This window comes from Sphingopyxis sp. (assembly GCF_016793825.1).
In the GTDB taxonomy this organism is placed as follows: domain Bacteria; phylum Pseudomonadota; class Alphaproteobacteria; order Sphingomonadales; family Sphingomonadaceae; genus Sphingopyxis.
Genome location: NZ_JAEULM010000002.1, coordinates 147,155 through 172,063, shown reverse-complemented (window position 1 = coordinate 172,063; position 24,909 = coordinate 147,155). Strand labels below are relative to the sequence as shown.

Annotated in this window: 26 protein-coding genes; 12 read left to right on the top strand and 14 right to left on the bottom strand. The window is 65.5% G+C overall.

The window, feature by feature from the left end:
• Positions 1-159: 159 nt before the first annotated feature.
• The 5 genes from JNM03_RS00905 to lnt form a co-directional block, all read right to left on the bottom strand.
• Positions 160-2,211, bottom strand: coding sequence for a transglycosylase domain-containing protein (locus JNM03_RS00905; RefSeq protein WP_294033698.1), 2,052 nt, complete (start codon positions 2,209-2,211; stop codon positions 160-162).
• A gap of 55 nt (positions 2,212-2,266) precedes the next feature.
• The gene (locus JNM03_RS00900; RefSeq protein WP_294033696.1) at positions 2,267-2,998 is read right to left on the bottom strand and encodes a tRNA (guanosine(46)-N(7))-methyltransferase TrmB; all 732 of its coding nucleotides are present in this window, start codon (positions 2,996-2,998) and stop codon (positions 2,267-2,269) included.
• A 42-nt stretch (positions 2,999-3,040) separates the two neighbouring features.
• Positions 3,041-3,976, bottom strand: coding sequence for a hypothetical protein (locus tag JNM03_RS00895; RefSeq protein WP_294033694.1), 936 nt, complete (start codon positions 3,974-3,976; stop codon positions 3,041-3,043).
• Positions 3,977-4,037: 61 nt separating this feature from the next.
• Positions 4,038-5,264, bottom strand: coding sequence for a methionine adenosyltransferase (gene metK, locus JNM03_RS00890; RefSeq protein WP_294033693.1), 1,227 nt, complete (start codon positions 5,262-5,264; stop codon positions 4,038-4,040).
• Positions 5,265-5,316: 52 nt separating this feature from the next.
• Positions 5,317-7,017 carry an apolipoprotein N-acyltransferase gene (gene lnt / locus JNM03_RS00885; protein ID WP_294033691.1) on the bottom strand — a complete coding sequence of 567 codons (1,701 nt, stop codon included), beginning with the start codon at positions 7,015-7,017 and terminating at the stop codon, positions 5,317-5,319.
• 100 nt (positions 7,018-7,117) lie between these two features.
• On the opposite strand from lnt, the gene JNM03_RS00880 reads away from it, so the two are divergent.
• Complete coding sequence (locus JNM03_RS00880) at positions 7,118-7,879, top strand: hypothetical protein (protein ID WP_294033689.1); 762 nt, start codon at positions 7,118-7,120, stop codon at positions 7,877-7,879.
• Here the strand turns inward: JNM03_RS00880 and JNM03_RS00875 are convergent, their stop codons facing one another.
• Together JNM03_RS00875 and JNM03_RS00870 are read right to left on the bottom strand one after the other, a co-directional pair.
• Positions 7,880-8,287, bottom strand: coding sequence for a DUF2141 domain-containing protein (locus tag JNM03_RS00875; RefSeq protein ID WP_294033687.1), 408 nt, complete (start codon positions 8,285-8,287; stop codon positions 7,880-7,882).
• The gene (locus JNM03_RS00870) at positions 8,235-8,984 is read right to left on the bottom strand and encodes a sterol desaturase family protein (protein ID WP_294033685.1); all 750 of its coding nucleotides are present in this window, start codon (positions 8,982-8,984) and stop codon (positions 8,235-8,237) included. The genes JNM03_RS00875 and JNM03_RS00870 overlap by 53 nt, the downstream gene beginning before the upstream one ends.
• A 61-nt stretch (positions 8,985-9,045) precedes the next feature.
• Between JNM03_RS00870 and crtY the strand changes: the two genes are divergently transcribed.
• From crtY to JNM03_RS00840, 6 genes are all read left to right on the top strand, one after another.
• A complete protein-coding gene (gene crtY, locus JNM03_RS00865; protein ID WP_294033683.1) occupies positions 9,046-10,203 on the top strand; it encodes a lycopene beta-cyclase CrtY in 1,158 nt (385 codons plus the stop codon).
• Positions 10,200-11,678: a phytoene desaturase gene (locus JNM03_RS00860; protein ID WP_294033681.1), complete on the top strand. Its 1,479-nt coding sequence runs from the start codon at positions 10,200-10,202 to the stop codon at positions 11,676-11,678. The genes crtY and JNM03_RS00860 overlap by 4 nt, the downstream gene beginning before the upstream one ends.
• Positions 11,679-11,767: 89 nt before the next feature.
• Positions 11,768-12,349 (top strand): TIGR00730 family Rossman fold protein, encoded by a 582-nt coding sequence (locus JNM03_RS00855; RefSeq protein ID WP_294033679.1) that lies wholly within the window; start codon positions 11,768-11,770, stop codon positions 12,347-12,349.
• Positions 12,349-13,308: a phytoene/squalene synthase family protein gene (locus JNM03_RS00850; protein WP_294033677.1), complete on the top strand. Its 960-nt coding sequence runs from the start codon at positions 12,349-12,351 to the stop codon at positions 13,306-13,308. Before JNM03_RS00855 ends, JNM03_RS00850 begins: the two co-directional genes overlap by 1 nt.
• Complete coding sequence (pnuC, locus tag JNM03_RS00845) at positions 13,305-13,874, top strand: nicotinamide riboside transporter PnuC (RefSeq protein ID WP_294033675.1); 570 nt, start codon at positions 13,305-13,307, stop codon at positions 13,872-13,874. Before JNM03_RS00850 ends, pnuC begins: the two co-directional genes overlap by 4 nt.
• Entirely contained in the window at positions 13,871-14,389 is a 519-nt protein-coding gene (locus tag JNM03_RS00840; protein WP_294033673.1) for an AAA family ATPase, read from the top strand. Before pnuC ends, JNM03_RS00840 begins: the two co-directional genes overlap by 4 nt.
• A 79-nt stretch (positions 14,390-14,468) precedes the next feature.
• Here the strand turns inward: JNM03_RS00840 and JNM03_RS00835 are convergent, their stop codons facing one another.
• Both JNM03_RS00835 and JNM03_RS00830 read right to left on the bottom strand, forming a co-directional pair.
• Entirely contained in the window at positions 14,469-14,789 is a 321-nt protein-coding gene (locus JNM03_RS00835) for a ribonuclease E inhibitor RraB (RefSeq protein ID WP_294033671.1), read from the bottom strand.
• 100 nt (positions 14,790-14,889) lie between these two features.
• Complete coding sequence (locus JNM03_RS00830) at positions 14,890-16,422, bottom strand: class I adenylate-forming enzyme family protein (RefSeq protein ID WP_294033669.1); 1,533 nt, start codon at positions 16,420-16,422, stop codon at positions 14,890-14,892.
• A gap of 46 nt (positions 16,423-16,468) precedes the next feature.
• Here JNM03_RS00830 and JNM03_RS00825 point away from each other — a divergent pair, with 46 nt between their 5' ends.
• The 4 genes from JNM03_RS00825 (at position 16,469) to JNM03_RS00810 (ending at position 20,330) form a co-directional block, all read left to right on the top strand.
• Positions 16,469-17,266, top strand: a complete 798-nt coding sequence (locus JNM03_RS00825) for a response regulator transcription factor (protein WP_294033667.1) — start codon at positions 16,469-16,471, stop codon at positions 17,264-17,266.
• A 103-nt stretch (positions 17,267-17,369) separates the two neighbouring features.
• Positions 17,370-18,902 carry an acyl-CoA synthetase gene (locus JNM03_RS00820; RefSeq protein WP_294033665.1) on the top strand — a complete coding sequence of 511 codons (1,533 nt, stop codon included), beginning with the start codon at positions 17,370-17,372 and terminating at the stop codon, positions 18,900-18,902.
• A gap of 2 nt (positions 18,903-18,904) precedes the next feature.
• Entirely contained in the window at positions 18,905-19,516 is a 612-nt protein-coding gene (locus JNM03_RS00815; protein WP_294033663.1) for a 2-hydroxychromene-2-carboxylate isomerase, read from the top strand.
• Positions 19,517-19,526: 10 nt separating this feature from the next.
• Positions 19,527-20,330 (top strand): crotonase/enoyl-CoA hydratase family protein, encoded by an 804-nt coding sequence (locus JNM03_RS00810; protein ID WP_294033662.1) that lies wholly within the window; start codon positions 19,527-19,529, stop codon positions 20,328-20,330.
• A gap of 50 nt (positions 20,331-20,380) precedes the next feature.
• Here JNM03_RS00810 and JNM03_RS00805 read toward each other — a convergent pair whose 3' ends face one another.
• Genes JNM03_RS00805 through crcB form a run of 5 tightly spaced genes read right to left on the bottom strand, consistent with a single transcriptional unit; the run spans position 20,381 to position 23,541 of the window.
• The gene (locus tag JNM03_RS00805) at positions 20,381-21,070 is read right to left on the bottom strand and encodes an ATP12 family chaperone protein (protein ID WP_294033660.1); all 690 of its coding nucleotides are present in this window, start codon (positions 21,068-21,070) and stop codon (positions 20,381-20,383) included.
• Entirely contained in the window at positions 21,067-21,303 is a 237-nt protein-coding gene (locus tag JNM03_RS00800; RefSeq protein WP_294033658.1) for a hypothetical protein, read from the bottom strand. Before JNM03_RS00800 ends, JNM03_RS00805 begins: the two co-directional genes overlap by 4 nt.
• On the bottom strand, positions 21,300-21,920 hold the full coding sequence (locus JNM03_RS00795) for an FMN-binding negative transcriptional regulator (protein ID WP_294033656.1): 621 nt from the start codon (positions 21,918-21,920) through the stop codon (positions 21,300-21,302). The genes JNM03_RS00800 and JNM03_RS00795 overlap by 4 nt, the downstream gene beginning before the upstream one ends.
• A complete protein-coding gene (locus JNM03_RS00790) occupies positions 21,920-23,164 on the bottom strand; it encodes an RluA family pseudouridine synthase (RefSeq protein WP_294033654.1) in 1,245 nt (414 codons plus the stop codon). The genes JNM03_RS00795 and JNM03_RS00790 overlap by 1 nt, the downstream gene beginning before the upstream one ends.
• Complete coding sequence (gene crcB, locus JNM03_RS00785; protein WP_294033652.1) at positions 23,161-23,541, bottom strand: fluoride efflux transporter CrcB; 381 nt, start codon at positions 23,539-23,541, stop codon at positions 23,161-23,163. Before crcB ends, JNM03_RS00790 begins: the two co-directional genes overlap by 4 nt.
• 337 nt (positions 23,542-23,878) lie before the next feature.
• Between crcB and JNM03_RS00780 the strand changes: the two genes are divergently transcribed.
• A complete protein-coding gene (locus tag JNM03_RS00780) occupies positions 23,879-24,901 on the top strand; it encodes a MarR family transcriptional regulator (RefSeq protein WP_294033650.1) in 1,023 nt (340 codons plus the stop codon).
• Positions 24,902-24,909 lie beyond the last annotated feature (8 nt).

Sequence of the window (24,909 nt, the reverse complement as noted above, 5' to 3'; positions counted from 1 at the left end):
GCCCCATTTTGTTTGGTGCCGCGGGGCGGTGGGCGTCCCGAGCGACGAATTTCCGGTTTTGAACTGGAAGCGGCCATTCTTCTTCCCTCCCGTCTGCGGGAGGGGGGGAATAGCGCATTTCTCGAACGGCAACGCACAACCCCTAATACCGCTTTTACCCTAAGGTGGTGTCGTCTCGGCCGGCCGATCCCCGACCGGCAGGCGCAGGTCGACGCGCGTGCCGCCGATTTCGGTGCTGATCACGGCATTGCCGTCCTTCACCTCGATACTCGTCTTGTCGGCGACCGGGATTGCCGGAACGTCGGGAATGTCGAGCGGCTGGACCGGACCGCCGGGATCGGTCGCGCGCGGTGGAGGTGCCTTGGCGGGGATCGGCTTGCCGCTCGCCTGGACCATGAAGTCGCGCCATATACGCGCCGGAAGCCCGCCCCCGACGATGCCGCGCAGCGGCGAATTATCGTCGTTACCGACCCAGATTCCGACGACGAGGCCGTTGGCGTAGCCGATGAACAGCGCATCGCGACTGTCCTGGCTGGTACCCGTCTTGCCGAAATTGGCCTGCGGCAACCGTGCGGCCCGCCCGGTGCCGCGATTCACCGCCGCGCGCAGCAATTGTTCGATATCGCCATGCACACGCGATCCGAAATGGTCGGGACCGAAGAAGAGATTTGCAAGCCAGCCATCTTCCTCTTCCTTGAAGGCGTGCGGAACGACCGGGTAGGCGTTTGCCGCGACCGCGGCGTAGGCGGCGGTGAGTTCGAGCAGGGTCATGCTCGATGTGCCGAGCGCGAGGCTGGGGTCGCCGCGCGCCAGCGGCGACTTCACGCCGAGATCGCGCGCCATGCGGATCACCTTGTCGTCACCGACTTCGCGCAGCAGCCGTACCGCGGCGACATTGCTGGACGAGGCGAAGGCGTCTTCGAGGCTGATCGTGTCCGAATAGGCGCCGCCGGCGTTCTTTGGCTGGTACGATCCTGTCGCGATCGGGGTGTTGGCGATCGTGTCGGCCGGCTTCCACCCGTCTTTCAGTGCGGCAAGATAGACGAACAGCTTGAACGTCGAACCCGGCTGGCGGCGCGCCTGCGTGACGCGGTTGAAGGGGGAGGCGGCATAGTCGCGGCCGCCGACCATCGCGACCACCTCGCCGTTCGGGCGCATCGCGACCAGCGCAACCTGCGCCGTGCCGACGCCGGAGCGCGCGGTAATGCGGCGCGCGATCCCCTGTAGCCGGGCGTCGAGGGTCGTGCGGATCGTTTGCCGCGAATAGCCGACATCGCTGAGCTTTCGCGCCTCGGGAAGCGCCCAGTCGGCGAAGTAGGTCCCCGTGGGCAGGTCGTTGCGCGACCGGACGTCGATGCGCGGTGGACGGATCTTCTTCGCTTCGGCTTCGGTCAGATAGCCGGTGTCGATCATCGCATCGACGACCAGCCGCATCCGCTTGGCCGCAAGACCGGGGTTTTTGGTCGGCGCCAGGCGCGAGGGTGCCTGCACCAACCCCGCGAGCATCGCCGCCTGCGACGGCGTCAGCTTTTCGGGCTGGCGCGAGAAATAATGGAGCGACGCGGCCCTGAGCCCATAGGTGTTGTCACCAAAATAGGCATTCGACAGATAGCGTTCGAGAATCTCGTCCTTCGTCAGCCAGGCCTCCAGCCAGAAGGCGATCATCGCTTCGCGCGCCTTGCGTCCCAGTGTGCGCTTGGGCGTCAGGAACGTGAATTTGGCGAGCTGCTGGGTGATCGTGCTGCCACCCTGCGGCCGGCCGCCCGACACATTGGCCCACACCGCGCGTGCGATGCTGCGCGGATCGACGCCCCAATGGGTGTAGAAGCGTCGATCCTCGATCGCCAGGAAAGCGCCGGTCACATGCTTTGGAAGCGTTTTCACCTGCACCGGCTTGTCGACGATCGCGCCCATCCGCGCGATCGGCGTGCCGTCGGACGCCAGCAGCGTGACCTCTGGCGGGGCGATCGGTTCGAGCGATTTGGAAAGCGGAGCGGTCAGCGCGAGCCAGCCGACGAGCAGGATGAAGGCCACCGAGACGATCGCGAAGCCGCGCGAAAGGCGCCGCGTCCATTTGCGCCGCCGCGTCTCGGGAACAAGCGTCGCCGGAGGCAAAGCCGCGCCGTCATCGGCAAGGGTCGCCCCGCGCGGATCGGCGGGGGGTGGCGGAACGGGCGCGGGCTTCTTGCGGAATGGAAACATGCTCGTCATCCCGTATTATACAAGCAATACAGTTTAGGCAAATCGCTCGCAAGCGATGGGGCGTTCAGCGTCGGCGATAGCGGAAATACCAGACTTCGTGACCCTGCGCGCGCGCCTTGGCTTCGTAGCGCGTCTCGGGCCAGCCGCCGGGGCGAACGAGGAAATCCTGCGCGTCCCTTGCCAGCCACTCGAACTGGTGGCGGTGACGGCGCATGATCATCAGCGCATGCGCAAGATAGACCGGATGGTCGGTCCCGAACCGGAATTCGCCGCCGGGTTTCAGCTTTGCCGCGATCAGGTCGACCGGACCGTCGTTCATCATCCGGCGCTTGGCGTGGCGCGCCTTGGGCCAGGGGTCGGGGTGAAGCAGATAAGCGAAGGAAAGCGCGGCGTCGGGAACGCGCCGCAACACCTCGAGCGCGTCGCCATGATGGATACGGACATTGCCGAGCGGGGCGTGGGCGCGCCCCTGGCCTTCGAGATGGGGGTCGCCCGAGACGTGGACGAGCGCCTGCGCGACGCCGTTGACGAAGGGTTCGGCGCCGATGAAGCCATGGTCGGGCAACATGTCGGCGCGCCCTGCCATATGTTCGCCGCCGCCAAACCCGATCTCGAAATGCAGCGGCCGGTCATAGCCGAACAGGCGCGTCGCTGTGACCTCGCCTTCGGCCGGGACCGCGATCTGGGGGAGCAGAGTGTCGACCAGTTCCTGCTGACCCGCACGCAGGGGCCTTCCTTGCGCGCGGCCATAGAGCCGGTTGAGGGTCGTCGGATCGCCGGATTTATACGCAGTCATGCGGCGCGCTTAGGGAGTCGCGGGGGGCCCGGCAAGCCTTGCCTATCCTTTGCAGGGCTTGCCTTCATACTCCATGCGGTGGCGGACATAGGCACGGCCGTTCCAGCGCAGCACCGGGAAACAGAAACCCGGCCCGCCGACCGAGATGTCGGGCCAGCCGCCGACGCCCTTCGTGGCGAGGAATTCCGGAATGCCGATGCTTTCGTAAACCAGCTTCCAACTGCCGTCTGCTTGCTGGCTGACCAGGCTGAAGGCCGTACCCGTATTGCCATAGCACAGGCTGCCGCCCTCGGTGACGACGGCCTCGGGACGGCCGTCGCCATTCAGGTCTTTCACCTGATCGATCGCGCCGGGTTCGTAGACCGAGCCACTTGACGGATCGTCGCAGCCGCTTTCCCAGCCGCGTCGGGTCTGCTGGAAACCGGCGGCCCGGAAAATCGCGGCGTCGCGGGCTGCGCTCGCCGTCGGCGGAGCGGATGCGGGCGGCTTGGCGGCGGGCGGCGGGGCAGCGGGGGAGGGAGCGATTTCCGTCGTATAGCTGACCCCGTTATAGGCGAGCGGGCGGCTCGCGCCGTTGCTTGTCCAGGTGATGGTGAGCCAGCCGTTGCGGTCGCTGCCTGTCGCCTGCGCGGTGCCCGTCCAGCCCCCAAGTCCGCGCCAGCTTCCGTCCCTCTCCTTCACCGCCATGGCGAAGAAGCGTTTGTCCGACCCATAACAGGTGCCGGTGTCGCTGTCGCTGTCGGTAAAGAGCGCGTCCTTCACCTTGTCGCCGTTGAGGTCGACGAAGGTGATGCGCGGATTCGCAGGCTTGCCGCAACGATTGGTCGGACTCTTGCCGTCCGCGCTGATCGGGAAGCCACCGGCGGCGTAAAGCTTGATCGCCTCTGCGCGGGTCATCGGCGCGGCCTTCTGGGCAAACGCCAGTCCGCCCGCCAGCCCTGCACCGGCCAGCACGACAATCCCGATCCAACCCCTCATGCGATACCTCCCTCACCCGGTCCGAGTGGGGGAGGATAGCAGCATGGACGCTGCTGTCGATTCAGGCCTTCACAAGGGCCTTCAGCTTGTCGGCAAGGTCGGTGCGCTCCCACGGGAAGGCGTCGCCGTGGGCGGTGCGACCGAAATGGCCGTAGGCGGCGGTCTGTTTGTAGATCGGCTTGTTGAGGCCGAGATGGGTGCGGATGCCCTTGGGCGTCAGTCGGACAAGCTGCGGCAACGCCTGTTCGAGCGCGGCTTCGCTCACGCCTTCGGCGCCGGTGCCGTGCAGGTCGACATAGATCGACAGCGGTTCGGCAACGCCGATCGCATAGGAGAGCTGGATCGTGCAGCGGCGCGCGAGGCCTGCCGCGACGATATTCTTGGCGAGGTAGCGCGTCACATAGGCGGCCGAGCGGTCGACCTTGGTCGGGTCCTTGCCGCTGAAGGCGCCGCCGCCGTGCGGGCTGGCGCCGCCATAGGTGTCGACGATGATCTTGCGGCCGGTCAGCCCGGCGTCGCCGTCGGGGCCGCCGATCTCGAAACGGCCGGTCGGATTGATGTGATAGACGGTGTTAGCGGTCAGCAGTTCGGCAGGCAGCACGTCGGCGATCACGCCGAGGACGTATTTGCGCAGTTCCGTATATTTCGCTTCGTCGCCTTCGCCGTTGTGAAAGAAATACCCCGGTGCGTGCTGGGTCGACACGACGATCGCGGTCGCTTCGACCGGGCGCTCATTGGCATAACGCAACGTGACCTGGCTCTTGGTGTCGGGTTCGAGGAACGGCGCGGTGCCCGCCTTGCGGTCGGCGGCCATGCGCTCCAGAATCTTGTGGCTGTAGTCGAGCGTCGCGGGCATCAGGTCGGGCGTCTCATCCGACGCATAGCCGAACATGATGCCCTGGTCGCCGGCGCCTTCGTCCTTGTCGCCGCTCTCGTCGACGCCCTGCGCGATATGCGCCGACTGGCCGTGGAGGTTGTTTTCGAAGCGGAAGGTTTCCCAGTGGAAACCGTCCTGCTCATAGCCGATTTCGCGAACGGTGTTGCGGACGACGGCCTCGATTTCCTCGAGGGCGCCCGGTGCCCATTCGCCGTTTTCGAACACGCCCTTGCACCGGATTTCACCGGCCAGCACGACAAGCTGGGTCGTGGTCAGCGTTTCGCAGGCCACGCGCGCTTCGGGGTCCTTCGACAGGAACAGGTCGACGATCGAATCGGAAATCTGGTCGGCGACCTTGTCGGGATGACCTTCGGAAACGCTCTCGGACGTGAAAAGGAAGCTGTTGCGCATCGGTGCCTTCTTTGGGAATCGGATATAAAGGAAGCTTTATGTCGCGGTGCTGTTAGCGCCCGCGCCGCCGAAAGGCAATGGCGAGCGCGAGCAGCAGCAGCGCAAATCCGACCGGCAGCTTGTTGCCATATCGCGCGAACAGCGTCGGGGCGTGCGCGGGCGGCAGGTCCGTGTCGATACGCCCCGCCTCGTGCATCGGCAGCGATTCGAGGATGCGCCCGTCGGCGTCGATCACCGCGCTGATCCCGGTCGGCGTCGCGCGGACCACGGGCAATCCTTCTTCGATCGCGCGGAGCCGCGCCTGTGCCAGATGCTGCGGGGGCCCCCAGCCGCCGAACCAGGCATCGTTCGACGGATTGAAGATGAAATCGGGCCGATGCGCGCGATCGACGACCTGCCCCGAAAAGATGATCTCGTAACAGATTTGCAGCCCGACATTCAGCGCGCGGCGCCCGAACGGCATTTCCCTGCGCACAATTTTCTCGATCTCGTTCGCGTCGGGTGCGAGGGGCGGTTCGGGAACCTCGGGAACCGCAAGCGTCCGTGGTCCCGGCCCTGGCCAGAAATCGATGTCGCCTGGAGCAAGGCGCGACAGCCCGATCGCGGACAGCACAGGCCGCATCGGTAGATACTCGCCGTAGGGAACGAGATGCGCCTTGTCGTAGCGCGGCCCTAGCGAGCCGTCCGCGTGCACCGTCATCACAGCGTTACGTGCACCGACCGCTTCCCCTTGTTTGTCGAATTCGAGCTTTAGAGCGCCGAGCAGCATCACGTCTGACGGGTTCATCAGATCGACCAGCCGCGCGCGGGCTTCAGCAGGCGAACGGTCGTAATAGACAGATGGATACCCGGTTTCGAGATAGTCCGGCACGGCGGCCTCGGGCCACAGGATCAGGCGTGGCCGTCCGTCCTTCGGTTTGGTCAGCCGCGCGAGCTTTGCAAAATTGGCATCGGCCTTGCCGCCTTCCCACTTGTCCTGCTGTCCGACATTGGGCTGGACGACGGTGACGGGGATCGTACCTTGCGCTGGCTTTTTTTCGGCGGCAGGAAGCGGCTGGAAATACATGAGCGCCACCGTGACGGCGATCAACGTGCCGAACCCGAGTTGCATCTGCAGTTGTTGGCGTTCCGACAGGTCGGGCGGCGTGTGCGCTCGGCCGCGCTCGAAATGGGGCAGCACGTAGATCGCGGAGGCGATGATCATGAGGCCGGACAGCCCATAGGATCCGATCAGCTCGGCGGGCTGGGCCAATCCGATCGCGATCACGCCTAACGGGTTCCATGCGAAACCTGTGAAGACCCAGCTTCGCAGCCATTCGGTCAAGATCCAAAGGCCGGCAAAGGCTAGAATATAGGAGGGCGACGTCAGCCGCGTCGCCGGCACGCCCCAGTGCCGCACTACCCACGCCCCCCACGCCGCAAGCGCCGGATAAACCGCGAGATAGAGCGACAGCAGCAGCACCGCGATCCAGCCGAGCCACGCCGGCATCGCCGCCTGATAGGTGAAGGCCGTCGCGATCCAATTGAGGCCGATCGTGAAATGGCCGACTCCGAATGCCCAGCCGATTCCGAACGCGCCCCAGCCCTTGCCGCTTCGTGCGACAAGCGCCATCCAGCCCGCGAAGGCAAGCAGGGTCAGCGGCCAGAGGTTCAGCGGCGCGAACCCCGTCGCCGACACGGCGCCGAGAGCCAGGGCCACGAGCTTTGGCCAGCGGTTGGCAAAAGCGATGATGCGGGAAGAAAGCGCGGTCACGCGCGCTGCTTTAGCCGCGCGTCCGTCGCCCCACAATGCCGCTTGCCAAGGCTCCTGCATTTCCACAGCATGCGACTGGGCGCGCTATCGGGGGTGAAACATGTGGTGGGTGCTTTTCGCGTTGATGGGGGTATCGCAAGCGGCAGTGTCGGCCGATGAACCGACGACGGAGGAAACGGTCGAACAGCTTGCCGATCCGGCGATGGCGGCCGCGCAACTGGCGGCGCTTTCCGAACCACGGCGACGCGAGGTGCGATGCGCGATGCTGGCCAGTGCCGTGATGTACGATGTCGGCCGCGGCGTGTCCAAAAACGACTATGGCCTGAGCGATGCAAAGGCCGAGGTACTGGCCGGGCGCCTTGCCGAAGCCATCATGCAGGAAACGGGCATGGGCGCGGCGGAGGTAAAGGCCGTCTATAAGCAGGATTTCGAAGCCTATACCTTTGCGACATTGGGTGGCGGCCAAAACCGGAAGACCGCGCAAAAGACGCTTGATGTCGCCATGAAGGGCTGCGCGCCGCTCTATGACAGCATAGACGTATCGGGGGGTGGCGACGGCGTTGTCAGCGGCCTGACGCCGGTTGTCCGCGTGAGCGGCATCGCAATGCCCGATGCCGCGCGGTGTCACGTCATTCTCAGCCATGTTGCGATCGGTATTCCGGTCTTCAAGGATGAAGCGAAGGAGCTCGCTGCGATGAAGGCGCGTCTGATGGCGCGACTGGCCGAAAGCGTCGGGGACGATGCGGTCGAAGCCGCATTGCGTGCGGCCGAAGGCGCCTTTTCGCCGGAGGAGTTCGACGCGCTGCCCGAGGAGAAGGCCGAGCCGCAAATCGCACGGTGCTTCGCCCTCGCTGCCGAATGATCAGAGCATATATTTCATCCTGATCGACTGGCGCGTGTCACCCGCGACGACGAAACTCGCCGACTTGAACTTGGGTGGCCCCATGCCCAGCGCCGGGTTGCGCGAAAAGCCGAAGCCTTCCCGGGGCAGGAAGAGGGCCATGTCCATCTTGTTGTTGGCGTTCTCGTCGTGGACCACGGCAATCGCATAGGTGCCGGGGCCCGGGGCGCGGATCGTGAAATCGGCGGCATCGGCGGCCTTCACCGCGATATGGACCGACGCCTCGTCCTTGCTGCAATCGGGAAAAGCCTTGGGGTTCGTCGTCAGGCAGACGAGAATCTGTCCCTTGGCATTGCGCAGGCCGGTGATGCTGACCTCAACGGTCGGCGGCGCGCTCGCCGCCGCCAGCAGCAGGGGCAAAGCGGCCAAGCCCGATATCCGTGCCCCACGCCTTGTCCCAGAAACGGAAATACAGGCCATAATTCCCCCGATAGGCCGTGTGATGCTGGTCGTGATGGGTTGCGGTTATCAGCCAATCGCCTGCGGGTCCATGAACGAGCGCGCGCGGGAACATTTCCCATCCCATATGATTCGCCACTCCCATCAGGGTCATGATCGCGAGGACGAGCCCCAGTACGGCGACGTGGATCGGCACGACGAACAGCAGCGCGGGGATTACGACGGCGCCGGTGATCGCCTCGATCGGATGAAAGCTCATCGCAGCCCAGGCGGTTGGCGGTCGGCTTTGGTGGTGGACGGCATGAACGATCCGGAACCAGCGTGGCCGGTGCATCCAGCGGTGGGTCCAATAGAACCAGGTGTCGTGGAGGATCAGATAGGCAAGCAGGCTGACCGGCAGGTACCAGAGCGGAAAGGCGTCGACGTCGGTATAAAGGCGCGTCCAGCCACGCGCCTGCCATCCCCACGCGACGATGCCAGCCGGGATGCCATAGATCGCGGCGCTCGCGAGGCTCCAGCCGATCTCGCGCCATATCCGGGCTTCGAGGCCCCGATAGAGGCCCGGATGCCGGAGCTTCGTCACAAATGCGAAGACCCCGCTGCTCAGCAGGTAGCGGACACCGACGATCAGCGTCATCGCCAGCGCAGAGAAAATGATCGCGGCCATGAAGGAAGCCATAGCGGCGCGCCGCACCGCTCGCTAGGGTTCCTACCCTAGGACGGGGAACATGGCGGCGCCGGACAAGGATAGTTGCGACATAGCCATCGTCGGTGGCGGGCTTGCCGGCGGGCTCGCGGCGCTGGCGCTCGCGCGGCGGCGGCCCGATCTTGACGTGCGGCTGATCGAGCCGGGCCCGATCGGCGGCAATCACATCTGGTCCTTTTTCGACGCCGACATCGCGGCGAGCGATCGCTGGCTTGTCGAACCGCTGATCCGGCATCGCTGGGACGGCTATGACGTCGCGTTTCCCGCTTTCGACCGTCGGCTGCCGATGGCGTACAACAGCATTACCGGCGAGGCGCTTGCCGAGGCGGTGAGCGCTGTCCTGCCCACCGACCGGCGAATTGTGCGGGCGGCGATCCTGCTTGCGCCGCAATCGGTCACTTTCGATGACGGCAGCCGGATCGAGGCACGGCACGTCCTCGACGCGCGCGGGATCGGCGATCTCGCGGGGATCAAGTGCGGGTGGCAGACATTCGTCGGACAGGCGCTGCGCGTCGAGGGCGGACATGGCCTCGCGCAGCCGGTCGTGATGGACGCCACCGTCGAACAACTCGGCGGCTATCGCTTCGTCTATTGCCTGCCGTTCGACGCCGAGACGGTGTTCGTCGAGGATACCTATTACAGCAACGAGGCGGCGCTCGACGTTGCGGCGGTACGCGGCCGGATCGCCGCCTATGCCGCGTCGCGCGGCTGGGGCGTCGCGGGGGTCGAGCGCGAGGAGACGGGGGCGCTGCCCGTTGTGATGGCGGGCGATTTCGCGGCGATCTGGCCGGTGCTTGATGGCGTCGCGCGGATCGGGGTTCGCGCGGGGCGCTTTCACGCGACGACGGGCTATTCGCTGCCCGATGCGGTGCGGACCGCGGCGACGCTGCCGGCGCTTGTCGATCGGGCCGATCTGTCCGCGCTGCTCCGGGCACAGGCCGCCACGTCATGGCGACGCCAGCGTTTCTATCGCATGCTCGGCGCGATGCTGTTTCGCGCCGCCGAACCCGGCGAACGCTATCGCATCTTCCAGCGTTTCTACCGCCTGTCGCCGGGGCTGATCGCGCGCTTTTATGCCGGCGCGCCCAGCGCGCGAGACAAGTTGCGCATCCTTGCCGGCAAACCGCCGGTGCCCGTCGGACGCGCCGTGTCCGCGCTTGCCCGGTTCGACTGGCGATGACGCGGCGGGCCATCGTCGTCGGTGCGGGGTTCGGTGGGCTGGCGCTGGCGATCCGGTTACAGTCGGCCGGTGTCGAAACGACGATCGTCGAGGCGCGCGACAAGCCCGGCGGGCGGGCCTATCATTGGGAGAAGGACGGTTTCACCTTCGATGCGGGGCCAACGGTGATTACCGATCCCCCGTGCCTTCAGGACTTGTGGGCGCTTTCCGGCCGGGACATGGCGGCCGATGTCGATCTTGTTCCGGTGATGCCCTTCTATCGGCTCGACTGGCCCGACGGATCACGCTTCGACTATTCGAACGACGAGGCCGCGCTGCGTGCCGAAATCGAGCGGCTGCATCCCGCCGACGTCGCGGGATACGACCGCTTCCTCGCCTATTCGCGGGGCGTTTACGAACAGGGCTATGTCAAGCTTGGCGCGGTGGCCTTTCTCGACTTCGCGTCGATGATCCGGGCCGCGCCAGCGCTGATGAAATATCGGGCCTGGCGCAGCGTCTATTCGATCGTGTCGTCCTATGTGGAGGACGAACGGCTGCGGCAGGCGTTGTCCTTCCATACCTTGCTGGTCGGCGGCAATCCGATGACGACGAGCGCGATCTATGCGCTGATCCACACGATCGAAAAGGACGGCGGGGTCTGGTTCGCGCGCGGCGGCACGAACGCGCTGGTGGGCGGCATGGTGCGCCTGTTCGAGCGGCTCGGCGGGTCGCTGAGGCTCGGCGATCCGGTGGCGCGGATCGAAACGACGGGCAACCGTGCGACGGGCGTCACGACGCAGGGCGGATGGCACGGCGCGGCCGACATGGTCGCCTGCAACGGCGACCTGATGCACAGCTACCGCGACCTGCTGTGCCATGCGCGCGGCGCGAAGGTCGCGAAGGGGCTGGCACGCAAACGCTGGTCGCCGTCGCTCTTTGTCGTTCATTTCGGCGTGCAGGGTGAATATCCCGACGTCGCGCACCACAGTATCCTGTTTGGTCCGCGCTACAGGGGGCTGCTCGACGATATCTACTCCAATGGCGTCGTCGCGGGAGATTTCTCGCTCTACCTTCATCACCCCAGCATCACCGACCCCGGCCTGGCGCCGCCCGGCCATTCGACTTTCTATGCGCTGGCGCCCGTCGCACATCTGGGAAAGGCCAAGGCCGACTGGGATGGCGCGTTCGGCAAACGCTTCGCCGATGCGATACTGGACGAGGTCGAACGTCGCGTCCTGCCGGGTCTCAAGGACAGGGTCGTGACCCGCTTCTACTATACACCGGCTGATTTCGGCCGCGATCTGTCGGCGCATCTCGGCAGCGCGTTCAGCCTTGAGCCGCTGCTCTGGCAAAGCGCCTGGTTTCGGGCGCACAACCGCGACGATGCGATCGAAAATCTCTATTTCGTCGGGGCGGGCACGCATCCGGGAGCGGGAATTCCCGGCGTCGTCGGCAGCGCCCGCGCGACCGCCGCGCTGATGCTCGAATCCCGATAGGCTCTTTACTTTCCCGCCATTCCCGCGAAGGCGGGATTCCATCTGGACCCCGACCCTTGCAGGGGTGATGAAAGCGATAGAGTGAACGAATGAAACGCCTTGCCGTCTATTGCGGGTCCGCGACCCCCGCCGACCCGATCTACATCGAAACCGCGCGCCACGTCGGGCGGACGCTCGCGCAGCGCGGGATCGGCGTCGTCTATGGCGGCGGCCGGCTCGGGCTGATGGGTGCCGTCGCCGACAGCGCGCTGGAAGCCGGCGGCGAGGTGATCGGCGTCATCCCCGATGCGCTTGTCGGAACCGAAGTCGCGCACCGCGGTTGCACCGAACTGCACGTCGTGTCGGGCATGCACGAGCGCAAGAAGATGTTCACCGACCTTTCCGACGGCTTCCTCACGATCCCCGGCGGGGTCGGCACGATGGACGAGCTTTGGGAAGCGATCAGCTGGGCGCAACTCGGCTATCATGCCAAGCCCGTCGGACTGCTCAACGCGGCGGGCTTCTACAACGACCTTGTCGCCTTCAACCGGCACATGATCGACGTCGGCTTCATCCGCCCCGCGCATGCAGGGATCATGATCGTCGATGCCGGGATCGACGAACTGCTCGACAAAATGGAGACATACGAACCGCACGCGCCGATCTTCGCCATGAAGGCCGACGATCTGTAATGATCGTGGCGGGGGCCTATGATGCGCATGCCCTCCACGGATTCGCGCATGACAGCATCGCGCGCGGATCGAAAAGCTTCGCGCTCGCCAGCCGGCTCTTCGACCGCGTTACGCGCGAGCGCGTCTGGCTGCTCTATGCCTGGTGCCGCGCCGCCGACGATCTGACCGACGGGCAGGATCATGGCGGGGCGATGGTTCCGAACCATGACCCCGTCGCGGCCGTCGCGCATATCCGGGTGCAGACGGGCAGGGCGCTTGCCGGCGAACCGACCGGGGAGCCTGCTTTCGACGCGCTTGGCCTGCTTTTGACCGAAATCGACATCCCGCGCAGCGTCATCGACCACATCGTCGCGGGCTTCGACCTCGACGCGAAGGACTGGCGGCCGCGCAGCGAAGCCGACCTCCTGCGCTATAGCTATCATGTTGCGGGGGCGGTGGGGGTTGCGATGGCGCTGGTCATGGGCATCGACCCGCGCGACACCACGACCCTTGATCGCGCCTCGGACCTTGGCATCGCCTTTCAGCTATCGAACATCGCGCGCGATGTGGCGGAGGATGCCGCCGCCGATCGCTGCTACCTGCCCGACGAGTGGATGGTCGAACTGGACATCCCACCGGGTCAACACATGCACCCCGCCTATCGGTCCCGGCTGGCGGTGATGGCGAAATGGCTTGCCGAAATGGCCGATGAATATGAAGCGTCGGCACGCTGGGGCGCGCGCAAGCTGCCGCCGCGCAGCCGCTGGGCCGTGCTGGCGGCCGCGGGCATCTATGGCGACATCGCACGCGAGGTCCGCGCCCGCGGCGATCACGCATGGGACCATCGGGCGGCGTCCAGCCTGCTCGCCAAACTCGGCTGGGTCGCGCGGGCGGGCTGGTCGGTGCTGCGCCGTCCGCCGCAGCGGCGGATCAGCCGCGACGGTCTGTGGACGCGCCCGTCGGCGGAGGATGATGCATGAGCCAGCTCGAATGGCTGGCCGCCGCGCTGGTCCTGACCAATGTCGCGCTGGTCGCGCTCCGCAGCGTCTGGAACTACCCCTTCGCGCTTGCGGCGGTGACGCTCTACGCCTTCGTTTTCTTTGAGGCGAAGCTGTACAGCGACATGTTGCTTCAGGGCTTTTTCTTTGCGCTGAACCTGTACGGCTGGGCCGCGTGGATGCGCGCGCGCGAGGGGAGCGATATTCCCGTCGGCTGGATGACCGCCCGCGCACGCTGGATCTGGGGGGGCGTCACGGCCGCGGCGTGGGTCGTGTGGAGTGCGGCGATGCACCGTTTCACCGATGCCGCTGCGCCCTGGATCGACGGCGCGATCGCGATGATCAGCGTCACCGCACAGTGGCTTCTTGCGCGCCGCCGAGTCGAAAGCTGGTGGTTGTGGATTCTCGTCGACCTGATCGCGGTGCCGCTCTTCGCATGGCGTGGCCTCTATGCGACGAGCGCGGTCTATGTCGTCCTGCTCGGCCTGTCGATCGACGGGCTGATCCAATGGCGGCGGGCGGCCCATGCCGGGACGGTCGCGGCATGACCCGGCACATCTGCCTTCACGGCGCCGAAAGCACCGGCAAGTCGACGCTGGCGCCGCGGCTTGCCTTCAAGCTCGGCGCGCTCATCGTTCCCGAATATGGCCGGACCTATTGCGAAGCGAATGGAACCGATCTCGACGAGGTCGACCTGCTTGCGATTCTGGACGGGCATCTGGCGGCGACCGAGGCCGCGCTGGCGCAAAAGCCCGAATGGCTGGTTTCGGACACCGACCCGCTGATGACGCAGGCATGGGCGATCATGCTGCTTGGGCGCCGCCTGCCCGAGATCGACCTGTGGGACAAACCCGCCGACCTCTATCTCGTCCCCGCAATGGACCTGCCGTGGCAGGAGGACGGCACGCGCCTGTTCGGGAGCGACTTGGCGCGGCGGCAATTCATGGACGTCGCGATCGGCGAACTCGAACGCCGCAAGCTCCGTTGGGCGTGGGTCGAAGGCGACGGCGACGCGCGGCTGGAAAGCGCGTTCGCAGCCATTCAGGCGGCGGGACTTTCGTAAGCGCGGCGGCGGTGGATAGTCTGCTTGGGGTCGTTAGGGGACTGTCTGGTTCGGAGTGGCGACGGAACGAAAGTTGCCTTTAGACCGTGAAGAATCCCCAGCCGTCCGTTCGTCCACCATGTCTCCGAGCAAGAATATCGAAGCGTTCCTCCCATGACGTGACGTTAGCGGCCGAAGGCTGCATCTTTACTGTAACAGTGACGTCCCATGGGTCTGCAACTCCGTCCGTCTCTATAACGTCGATCTTGAAACCATCCGCTTCGCACTCGGCTGCAAACTTTTCCGCTGATACGCGAGTAGCAAAAACATGCGAAAAATCGACCGATCGCGAACGTCCAAGATCGCTCCCATCTTTCTCCATCCTTCCGAGGATTTCTGCATTCTCTTCGAGCAGCGACATGGGAACTTCTGATGGACGCCTTCAATTGGACGAATGACTTTTTATGAGCGAGTCAGCGGCTCTGGCGAACGGCTGACAATGGTCGTAATCGACCCTCTCTTTAGCGCGCGTAAGCATCCCGCAGTTCGCGCTTCAGCACCTTGCCGATCGCGCTGCGCGGCAGCTCTTCGACGACGGTGATGCCGCCCAGCCGCTGTGTCTTGCCGACCTTGGCGTTGCAGTCGGCGCGCACCGCTTCGGCGTCCGCCGCATTGTTCAGCACCACGAAGGCGACGGGGGTTTCGCCCCACTCCTCGCTCGGCATGCCGACGACGGTCGCTTCGACAACGCGCTCATCGGCGTTGAGGATCGCTTCAAGGTCGCTCGGAAAGATGTTGAAGCCGCCCGAGATGATCATGTCCTTGGCGCGGTCCATCAGCGTGAGGAACCCGTCCTCGTCGATGCGGCCGATGTCGCCGTGGCGATAGAAGAGGTTCCCCTCGGCATCGTGCCAGTGCATCGCCTTGGTCGCGTCGGGGCGGTTGTTGTAGCCGGTCATCATCGCGGGGCTTCGGCCGACAACTTCGCCGACCGATCCTTGCGGCAGCTCGTTGCCGTCTTCATCGATCACCTTGGCGACATGGCCTGGCGCGGGTTTGCCGACGGTGTGGAGTTTGTCCGGGAATTGATGCGCCTCGAGGATGAAGGCCGCGCCACCCTCGGTCATTCCATAGATTTCGACGAGACCGCCGGGCCAGCGTTGCAGGACGTCGGCCTTGAGCGACGCGGGGAACGGCGCCGAGGTGCAATATTTCATCACGAAACTTGAAAGGTCGAAGCGGCCGAAATCCTCCAGCGCCATGATGCGGCGATATTGGACCGGCACTAGCATCGTGTTGGTCGCACGTTCGCGCGCCGCGAGTTCCAGGAACCCGTGCGCGTCGAATTTCTTCATCAGCACGACGCGGCCGCCCGATCCGATGGTTGGCAGGAAACTGGCCATCGTCGTGTTCGAATAGAGCGGGGTCGAGAGGATCGTCACGGCCTGCGGGCCATAGGCGGGAACGCCGCGCTGGATATGTTGCCAGCGCATCGCGTGGCTGTGGACGATTCCCTTGGGCGTACCGGTGGTGCCCGACGAATAGATGATGTTGAAGCCGTCTTCGGGCCGGATATCGACCGGCGCAGGCCTTGCGCCTTCGGGGGCCATCCAGGCGGCGAGGGGGGTGCCGGCGTCGCCGCCGTCCATCGCGATCCGGTCGGTCGCGGTGACCGCCTGCCCGTCGAGGCTCGCCGCCGCGGCCGCGTCGAGGAACAGGTGCCGTGCGCCGGTGTCGGCGATCATCGCGGCCATCTGTTCGCCGGTCGCGCTGTTGGTGATCAGCCCCGCCACGCCGCCGGCGCGCAGGGTGCCGAGGATCGCCGCCATCTGTTCGACGCTGTTCAGCCCGGCGATAGCCGTCCGGTCGCCCTTGACCAGCCCGTCCGCCTGGAGCCGGACGGTGATGCGATCGATTGTTGCGTCCAGTTCGGACCAGCTCAGCCGCCGCGCCGGGTCGGCCGCGGCTATGTCCTCCGGGCGTTCGGCGGCATGGGCCCGGACAAGATCGGGAAGGGTGGCGAAGGCGCTTTCGAGCATCTCGGTACTGGTCATGACCAGAGGGTTAGCACAGGCGCCGCGCCGCGCAATGCCGCCAACGATGCGGTCCGGGAGACGGGTGTGGAATGCAATCGCGGCAGGGGAGGGCGGTACGATCGACGAAAATCCGCCGCTCGTCGCCATCTATCACGGCGTCCGCGACCGGGCGGAGCAACTGGGCCGCGCCGTCGCCGCGGCGGGATATGGCGTCCATCTGTTATCCCCGCCCATCGGCGGATTGCGGCCGTGGCTGGATTGCTGCTTCGATCTGGTCGTCATCAACCCCTTTCTGGAATGGCAGGATCCCGTCGAGTTCGTCCGACTGGTGCGCACCGTCGCGGCGCGGCGACCGCTGTTGGTCCTTTCGGATCGCGAATCGTTCGACGAACGGATGATTGCGCTGAATGGCGGCGCTGACGACGCGATCGGCTGGACGCGCAATCTTCCCGAACTGCTCGCGCGGATGGCCGGTCTGCTCCGGCGCAGCCGGATCGCGGCGGGGCAGCTTGGCGCGGGCGATCTTCGCATCGACCTGATCGACCGGCGCGTGGAACGGGCGGGGCGTCCGATTCGGCTGCCGCTGCGCGAGTTCGACCTGCTCGCCAATCTTGCGCGCGTCCCTGACCGGCCGATTTCGCGCGCCGCTCTCCTGAAGGCGGTGTGGCGGATCGACTTCGATCCCGGGACCAACCGCGTCGAAGTGCATATGTCGCGGCTCCGCGCGAAGATCGACCGAGGTTTCGCCTGGCCGATGCTGCGGACGGTCAAGGGGCAGGGCTATACACTATGCTCGCGTCCCGACGAGGCCGCATACCCGCACGCACTGCCCGATTTTGCTCCGCTATTTGGCGCTTCTTGATCGAGATTGGGGCGGGCGTTCCAGCTTGCTTGACCGAAAGTTTCAGTTTGCTACGGGTCTTCGACATAAACAAAGCAATAAGCCTCTTTGGAGAGATCGCCCGATGCACCCCTCGACTTACGCTGCCACCCATCCCGACAAGCCCGCCGTCATCGTCGCCGAAACGGGCGAGACGATCAGCTATGCCGAACTCGACGCCGCGTCGAACCGCGCGGCGCAGCTTTTTCGCGCGCATGGGCTGCAGCACGAGGATGTCGTCGCCTTCATGCTGGAAAACACGCCGCATTATTACGGGCTGACTTGGGGGGCGCAGCGCGCCGGGCTGCGTTATGTCTGCATTTCGTCGCGGCTGACGCAGGACGAGACCGACTATATTCTCGAAAATTCGGGCGCGAAAATGCTTGTCGTATCGGCCAGTCTCGCAGCTGCCGCACAAGAGCTCACCACGCAGATCGAGCGCTATTCGATGGGCGGCGACATCCCGGGGTGGGCGACGATCGAGGACGAGCTGGCGACGATGCCCGCCGAGCGTATCGCCGACGAGCGCGCGGGGGTCGACATGCTCTATTCGTCAGGCACGACGGGGCGGCCCAAGGGCGTGAAGGTTCCGTTGCCGGTCGAGGAGGCGATCGACGCCACGAACAATCTGGTGGTGCTTGCGTCGATGGCGTTCGGGATCAACGCCGACAGCATCTACCTCTCCCCGGCGCCACTTTATCATGCCGCGCCGCTGCGCTGGTCGATGACGATCCATCGGCTTGGCGGCACCGTGGTGCTGATGAAGAAATTCGATCCCGAAGGCGCGCTCGCGGCAATCCAGCATTATCGATGCAATTCGGCGCAATTCGTCCCCACCCATTTCGTGAGGATGCTGAAGCTTTCCGATGCGATCCGCGCGCAATATGACGTGACCTCGATGAAAAGCGCCATCCATGCGGCGGCGCCCTGTCCGGTGCCGGTCAAGCAGGCGATGATCGACTGGTGGGGGCCGGTGCTGCTCGAATATTATGCCGGGTCCGAAGGCAACGGCATGACCTTCGCGACCAGTCACGACTGGCTGGCGCACAAGGGCACCGTCGGACGCCCGATCCACGGCATCCTTCATATCGTTGGCGACGACAATGAGACCGAAGTTGGCACCCGGCAGGAGGGGGCGGTCTTCTTCGAGAGCGAGCATGTTTTCGAATATCATGACGACCCGGAAAAGACCGCATCGAGCCGCAATGCGAAGGGCTGGTCGACGCTCGGCGATGTGGGCTGGGTCGATGAGGACGGATTTCTCTATCTGACCGATCGCAAGAGTTTCATGATCATTTCGGGCGGGGTGAATATCTATCCGCAGGAGATCGAAAATCACCTCGTCACCCATCCCAAGGTCGCCGATGTCGCGGTGGTGGGCGGGCCGCATGAGGAAATGGGCGAAGAAGTGATCGCGGTGATCCAGCCCGCCGACATGGCGGACGCGACCGACGCCTTCCGTGACGAGCTGATTGCCTTTGCGCGCGAAAAGCTGTCGGGCGTCAAGATTCCGCGGCGCATCGATTTCCTCGAAGCGCTTCCGCGTCACGATACCGGCAAGCTCTATAAACGGCTGTTGCGCGATCAATATTGGGAAAAGGCAAAGGCGGGGGGCTGAGCATGACGGCTCGCGTCGAATTCTTCTTTGACCTGTCGAGTCCGTGGACCTGCCTTGCGTTCCACAACTTGCCCGGCCTGCTGGAACGGACGGGGGCGACGGCGGTCTTTCGTCCAATTCTGGTCGGAGGCGTTTTCAACGCGGTGAACCCGGCCGTCTATGCGGCGCGCGAGCAGGCCGACAATCGGCGGATGCAGCATAGCTGGAAAGTGCTGAAGGACTGGGCGCGACTGGCGGGCGTGCCGATGAACTTTCCCTCGCAGTGGCATCCGGCGAAAAGCATCCAGGCCATGCGCTTCTGCTGCGCGATCGAGGATGATCAGGCTGCGCTCGTGCGCTTTGCCGGTGCCGCCTTCGCGAGCTATTTCGACAGGCAGGAGAATCTCGACGATCCCGCTGTCCTCGAAGCTGTGGCTGCCACGGTCGGCCTCGATGGCGCCGCGATCCGGGCGGCGGCCGGGAGCGACGCGGTAAAGGCGCGACTGCGCACCAATACCGACGAGGTCGTCGCGCGGGGCGGATATGGCTCGCCGACGATTTTCGTCGATGGCACCGACATGTATTTCGGCAACGATCAACTGCCGCTCGTCGAAGCGGCGCTCAATGGCAAGTGAGGACTCCCCGATGAAAGACCGCATCTCGATCACCATGCTGGAGGACGGTATCGCGGACGTCCGGCTGATCCGGGCCGACAAGATGAATGCGCTCGACGCCGCGATGTGGGCGGCTTTGGCCGAGGCGATCGACGAATTGAAGGCCAAGCCGGGATTGCGCGTTGTCGTGCTGTCGGGGGAGGGGCGTGCCTTCTGCGCCGGGCTCGACCTTTCGAGCCTCAGCGCCGACCGGGATCCCGGTGCGAGCAGCGCCGGCGGGACGCTCTCCGACCGCACGCGGGGCCTTTCGAACAATGCCCAATATGCCGCCTGGGGTTGGCGCGAGTTGCCGGTCCCGGTCATCGCGGCCGTGCACGGCGTGGCGTTCGGCGCGGGCAGTCAGATCATGGCGGCCGCCGACATCCGCATCGTCCACCCCGACACGCGGTTGGCGATCATGGAAATGCGCTGGGGTCTTGTCCCGGACGTGGCCGGAATGGCGTTGTGGCGAACGCAGGTCGCCGACGACGTGCTGCGCGAGATGATCTATACCAATCGCGAATTCACCGGGTCCGAGGCGAAAATCCTCGGCTTTGCGACGCATGTCTCGGACGACCCGCTCGTGCGGGCGATGGAGTTGGCACGGGTGATCGCGAACAGGAATCCGCACGCGATTCGCGGGGCGAAGCGGCTGTGCAACATGCTCGCCGACGCCAGCGGTGCCGACATATTGCAGGCCGAAAGCGATGAGCAGGTCAAGGTCATCCGCACCCCGAACCAGATGGAGGCGGTGATGGCGCATATGCAGAAACGCAAGCCGAACTTCGTCGATTGAACTTCTGCATCGCACCTTCAAGGAGGCTCCGGCAAGAAGGAGCCGGCGCGTTACAGCAGGCTGAGAAAGCGGGCGGCGTTGTGCCAATCGACCTCACGCCGGGCGCGGGCTTGCTGTGCTTCGCTATCGGCGCCCCAGCGGCGTTCCTGATATAATTCGTCGAGGCTGACGGCATCCCACAGCGTGTCGGCGGTAAAGGCGCCTTCGGCCAGCGCAAGCCCCGCGACCAGCGATCCGCCGATGGTGACGAGCGGCGTCAGCGCCGCAAGCCGGAAGGGACCGTGCGCGAGCAGCGCGTCGCGGAGCGTCGCAATGGTCGCCGCGGGCTGATCGATCGGGATCACGCCCTGCGTCAGCGCGAACTCGACGCCGTGCCGCGCTTCGGCCCAGTCCAGCACCGGATTCCATGCGGCCGCCTGTTCGGCCTGCAGCGCCGGGTCGCGGTCGTCGCGATAGCAGAAAAGGTCGCTTCCCGCATAAGCGGCAATCGGCTCGGCAAAGGCGGCGGGATCGGGGCTCGCCAGGTCGATCGCCGCGTTGGCGATACCGGTCAGCGGCATCGACGCGGGGGCGAGGGTTTCGCCCTGCGCGTTCCACTCGGCCGCGATGGCCTCGGCGAGCGCATGGGTTTCGACGATCAGCTCGGCGCGGGCCGGGGTCCGCACGGCACGTCCATCGAGCGCGATGCCCCGGCCGCCGGGATGGTTGACGACTTCGGCCTTGCTCCAGAAGCGCTTCATGGGTTTCGGGGCGAACGCCAGCGGCGCGCCAGAAGGCGCGGCATGATCGCGAAATCGAAGACGCCGACGATCACGATGGCAACGCCGATCCATCGGTCGGTCGGCTGCCCCGCGAGCGTCCAGGCGCCGCGGATCAGCACGAACCCGGCAAGGATGAACAAGGCGCCCATGAGGCGCATCGCGGATAGCGCGAAGAATCGCTTTTTTGCGAGGCTATCGTCGGACTGGCTCATGTCTTGTCCCTATCGCCTCCGAGGTGGCGTATCAAATGGGCCAGCGCGCCGTGACCGGACGCCTCGATCCCCGCGGCGACGCGCTCGCGTTCGTCCGGCGCCTTGTCCTGCGACAGCTTGAAGGTCGGGCGCCACGCCATGATCCGCATTTCAAAGCCGGTGATCGCGCCGGTCATCTTGCTGAAAATGGCGGGGTTCATCTTGTCGCGCGTCCATGGCGGGGTCGCCCCGACACGCGCTTCCTGTTGCGCCGACAAGGTGTCGAGTTGCGCCACCAGTCCGGCGTCGTCGAGTTTGTGGACCGTCCCTTCCATCTCGATCGCGACATAATTCCATGTCGGGACCTGATCGGGCGCCGCGTACCAGCTGGCGCTGACATAGGCATCGGGCCCCTGGACCACCGCGAGCGCCGCGGCACCGTCGAGATGTTTCGCAAGGCTGTTGCCACGGGCCAGATGGAATCGCAGGCTGGCTCCGTCCTCGCTCAGCACGATGGGAGCATGGGCGACGCGCGGCCCGTCGGGGGTGGTGGCGAACAGGGCGGCGAAGCCGATTTCGCGCACGAACAGCGCGGCCAGATCGTCCTGCCTGGGTCGGAACACGGGATTGGGATGCATCAGGGGGCTTTCGGTGGGCGCGGCTTCCTGGGGCCGGGACCTTTTGTCGCAGGACGCTTTGCGTCGGGTTTGCTCGTTCCAGGCCGCGTCGCTCCCGGTTTGGTCCGCGCCTTGACCTTGTCTTTCGGCTTGCCGACCTGGTCGGTAGGCTTGCTGGTCGCTGTGCGCCCGCGTCGTTCGCCGCGGCGGGCCTTGCGGATCTGTTTGCTGTGGGCCTTTGCCGCTGCCTTGATCGCGGTTTTCGGCGGCGGGCCCCTCTCGCCGGTATCGATGCCGACATCACCGAGCAGAAGGTCGAAACCCAGCGCGTCGAGACTGGCGTCGAAATGCTCAGGCACCTCGGCACTGACGTCGATGCTGCCGCCATCGGGATGATCGATACGCAGGCGGCGGCTGTGCAGGTGCAATTTGCGGCTGATCGTGCCGGTCAGGAAGGCGCCCTTGCCGCCATATTTACCGTCGCCGACGATCGGATGCCCGATCGCTGCCATATGGACGCGAAGCTGGTGTGTGCGGCCGGTGAGCGGTTGCAGTTCGACCCACGCGGCGCTGTTGCCCGCACGTTCGATGACCCGGTAACGGGTTTTCGACGCCAGTCCCTTGTCATCGACATGCATCTTTTCGCCGCCAGATCCGGGTTGCTTGGCGAGGGGCAGATCGATTTCGCCCTGCTGGATGTCGGGGACGCCAACGACGATCGCCCAATAGGTCTTCTTCGCGCTGCGGTTCGAAAAGCTCTTGGCGAAATAAGCCGCTGCGCGCGGCGTCCGCGCGATCAGCAGCGCGCCCGATGTGTCCTTGTCGAGCCGATGGACAAGCTTGGGCCTGACCGGTCCGTCGAATTTCAATGCGTCGAGCAGGCCATCCACATGCTGCTCGGTCTTGGTCCCGCCCTGCGTCGCCAGCCCGGGCTGCTTGTTGAGGACCAGCGCGCTCGCATCGCGGTGGATCACCATCGATTCGGCAAGCTCTACATCGGCGTCGGTGAGCGGGCGCCCCTTGCGCGCGGGCCGCGCCGCGGTTTCGACCGGCGGCGTCGGCATGACAAGCTTTTGTCCCGCCTCGATCCGGTCCGATACGTCGGCCTTCCTGCCGTCGAGCGTAAGCTGCCCCGACCGCGCCCAGCGCGCGAGCAGCGCGTGCGGCGTGCCCGGCCGGTGGCGCTTGAACCAGCGATCAAGCCGTATGCCGTCGTCGTCCTCGGCGATCGTCGCGCCATCCTGCGCGCGGGTGTCGGCGTTCATGCCGGCACCTGACGAACGATGAGAAGGCCGAGCCCGCAAGCCAGAATTGCGCCGACCACCGACGCGAACACATAGCTCGCCGCCTGCGCGGTCTCGCCCCGTTCGAACAATAGCCAGAACTCCATGCTGAACGAGGAAAAGGTGGTAAAGCCGCCCAGCACGCCGACTCCGAAGAAAAGGCGCGCGGTGTCGCCGCCGTCGCTGCCGCGCGCCAGCCCGCCGATCAGCAGGCCCATCATCAGGCTGCCGGCGATATTGATCGAGAGAGTCCACCAGGGAAAACCCGGACCAAGGCGCGCGAGCATCGCCTGCCCGACGAGGTGTCGTGCGCCCGCACCGAGCGCGCCGCCGATCATCACTGGAAAAAGCCCGTTCATAGCCGTCGCCCTAGCCGTAAAACGCCGTCAGGCAAAGCCGGGTCGATGGAGGACTGACAAGAGCGGGGTTCGCGGCGCGCGAGGGGTGTCGCCGATGGTCAGCGAAAAGGGGACGCGACGTATCACCATGCTGCACCGTTTTGGGGCAAGAACGAGTTGACCGAGAGAACAAACAGGGTCCAGATTGGATCTGTTTCAGCCGTTCGGCCGATGCCGGACGCTGTTTCGCGGACAGCAAGGTCCGGTTTGGCGGCAAAGGGGAACGAACAAAAGGTGAATCGAGCCAGAATGACGACATAAGGGCGCCGGCCCGGAACGGCAGGAGTTGTGACACGATATGGAACAGGCAAGTCAGACCCGATCGGCGGCGGGAGTGTTCCCGGACGCCGCCTTTGGAGCGGATGCGCAGGAAGGCTGGACGCCGGGCGCGACATCGACGCTGCTGTTTGTCGGATCGCGACCCGGCGCGCCCGATCTGGACCTGATCGAAGGTGTGCGCCTCGCGGCGGCGGTGCCGGCGACCGCGGCTGCCGAGCATATCGCGGCGATGCTGGCGCTGGACATCGTTTGGCTGGTCGGGGCCGAGGCCATCGCGCCCGACACGCTTGCCGGTATCGGCGAAGCAGTGGCGGAAAAAGGGTGTCCCCTGATCTGCGAAACCTCGCTGGGGGCGCTCGAACATATCGCGACGACAATCCCCGCCACCGTCCGCGTCGAATGGCTTGTCGATGCCGACGCGACCGACCGGAGCATGGCGCTCGCGGCTGCGCGGCGCGAGTTCCAGCAAGTCGTTCACGACGTCACGCGCGATCCGGCGCTGGACCGCATCGACCGGTTGCAGGAGGAGGTGGCACGCATCTCGCGCCTGCTTGGCGACCTTGCGGCGCAGCGCCCAGGGATTGCGGGCACGCCGGCGGCTTATCCGTCGCCCGGCGAAGGCTATGCGGATTATGCCGGGCAGGTGCGCGCGCCCGTGCACGACTTTGCCACCATGCCGCGTAGCTTCGTTCCCGAAGAGCGAACGGTCGAACGCCAGCGCGCCAAAGCCGTACGGCGGATGCTGCGGCAACGGCGGATGCGCGAGCAATATTTTCCCGCCGACCTGTTCGCCGATCCGGCATGGGACATGCTGCTCGATCTATATGCTGCGCGGCTCGAACGTCAGCCGGTGTCAGTGTCCAGTCTGTGCATTGCAGCGGCGGTGCCCGCGACGACCGCGCTTCGCTGGATCAAGACGATGACCGATGCCGGTCTCTTCCTCCGCGAGGCGGATCCTCGCGATGGCCGACGGATATTTATCGGGCTGGTTGACAGCGCATGTGAGGCGATGACCCGGTATTTCGAAGCGCTGGACGACTAGGGTCGCGC

What these genes read in the sequence shown, in the direction of transcription:
- JNM03_RS00900 (WP_294033696.1), bottom strand. Translation starts at nt 2,998, where the DNA reads ATGACTGCGTATAAATCCGGCGATCCGACGACCCTCAACCGGCTCTAT.
- JNM03_RS00830 (WP_294033669.1), bottom strand. Translation starts at nt 16,422, where the DNA reads ATGACCAGTACCGAGATGCTCGAAAGCGCCTTCGCCACCCTTCCCGAT.
- metK (WP_294033693.1), bottom strand. Translation starts at nt 5,264, where the DNA reads ATGCGCAACAGCTTCCTTTTCACGTCCGAGAGCGTTTCCGAAGGTCAT.
- JNM03_RS00800 (WP_294033658.1), bottom strand. Translation starts at nt 21,303, where the DNA reads ATGAGCCAGTCCGACGATAGCCTCGCAAAAAAGCGATTCTTCGCGCTA.
- JNM03_RS00825 (WP_294033667.1), top strand. Translation starts at nt 16,469, where the DNA reads ATGCGGTCCGGGAGACGGGTGTGGAATGCAATCGCGGCAGGGGAGGGC.
- JNM03_RS00790 (WP_294033654.1), bottom strand. Translation starts at nt 23,164, where the DNA reads ATGAACGCCGACACCCGCGCGCAGGATGGCGCGACGATCGCCGAGGAC.
- crcB (WP_294033652.1), bottom strand. Translation starts at nt 23,541, where the DNA reads ATGAACGGGCTTTTTCCAGTGATGATCGGCGGCGCGCTCGGTGCGGGC.
- JNM03_RS00835 (WP_294033671.1), bottom strand. Translation starts at nt 14,789, where the DNA reads ATGTCGCTGCTCGAAGAGAATGCAGAAATCCTCGGAAGGATGGAGAAA.
- JNM03_RS00880 (WP_294033689.1), top strand. Translation starts at nt 7,118, where the DNA reads ATGTGGTGGGTGCTTTTCGCGTTGATGGGGGTATCGCAAGCGGCAGTG.
- JNM03_RS00860 (WP_294033681.1), top strand. Translation starts at nt 10,200, where the DNA reads ATGACGCGGCGGGCCATCGTCGTCGGTGCGGGGTTCGGTGGGCTGGCG.
- JNM03_RS00780 (WP_294033650.1), top strand. Translation starts at nt 23,879, where the DNA reads ATGGAACAGGCAAGTCAGACCCGATCGGCGGCGGGAGTGTTCCCGGAC.
- JNM03_RS00795 (WP_294033656.1), bottom strand. Translation starts at nt 21,920, where the DNA reads ATGCATCCCAATCCCGTGTTCCGACCCAGGCAGGACGATCTGGCCGCG.
- JNM03_RS00840 (WP_294033673.1), top strand. Translation starts at nt 13,871, where the DNA reads ATGACCCGGCACATCTGCCTTCACGGCGCCGAAAGCACCGGCAAGTCG.
- JNM03_RS00820 (WP_294033665.1), top strand. Translation starts at nt 17,370, where the DNA reads ATGCACCCCTCGACTTACGCTGCCACCCATCCCGACAAGCCCGCCGTC.
- JNM03_RS00805 (WP_294033660.1), bottom strand. Translation starts at nt 21,070, where the DNA reads ATGAAGCGCTTCTGGAGCAAGGCCGAAGTCGTCAACCATCCCGGCGGC.
- JNM03_RS00855 (WP_294033679.1), top strand. Translation starts at nt 11,768, where the DNA reads ATGAAACGCCTTGCCGTCTATTGCGGGTCCGCGACCCCCGCCGACCCG.
- JNM03_RS00905 (WP_294033698.1), bottom strand. Translation starts at nt 2,211, where the DNA reads ATGACGAGCATGTTTCCATTCCGCAAGAAGCCCGCGCCCGTTCCGCCA.
- JNM03_RS00895 (WP_294033694.1), bottom strand. Translation starts at nt 3,976, where the DNA reads ATGAGGGGTTGGATCGGGATTGTCGTGCTGGCCGGTGCAGGGCTGGCG.
- crtY (WP_294033683.1), top strand. Translation starts at nt 9,046, where the DNA reads ATGGCGGCGCCGGACAAGGATAGTTGCGACATAGCCATCGTCGGTGGC.
- pnuC (WP_294033675.1), top strand. Translation starts at nt 13,305, where the DNA reads ATGAGCCAGCTCGAATGGCTGGCCGCCGCGCTGGTCCTGACCAATGTC.
- JNM03_RS00870 (WP_294033685.1), bottom strand. Translation starts at nt 8,984, where the DNA reads ATGGCCGCGATCATTTTCTCTGCGCTGGCGATGACGCTGATCGTCGGT.
- JNM03_RS00850 (WP_294033677.1), top strand. Translation starts at nt 12,349, where the DNA reads ATGATCGTGGCGGGGGCCTATGATGCGCATGCCCTCCACGGATTCGCG.
- JNM03_RS00815 (WP_294033663.1), top strand. Translation starts at nt 18,905, where the DNA reads ATGACGGCTCGCGTCGAATTCTTCTTTGACCTGTCGAGTCCGTGGACC.
- JNM03_RS00810 (WP_294033662.1), top strand. Translation starts at nt 19,527, where the DNA reads ATGAAAGACCGCATCTCGATCACCATGCTGGAGGACGGTATCGCGGAC.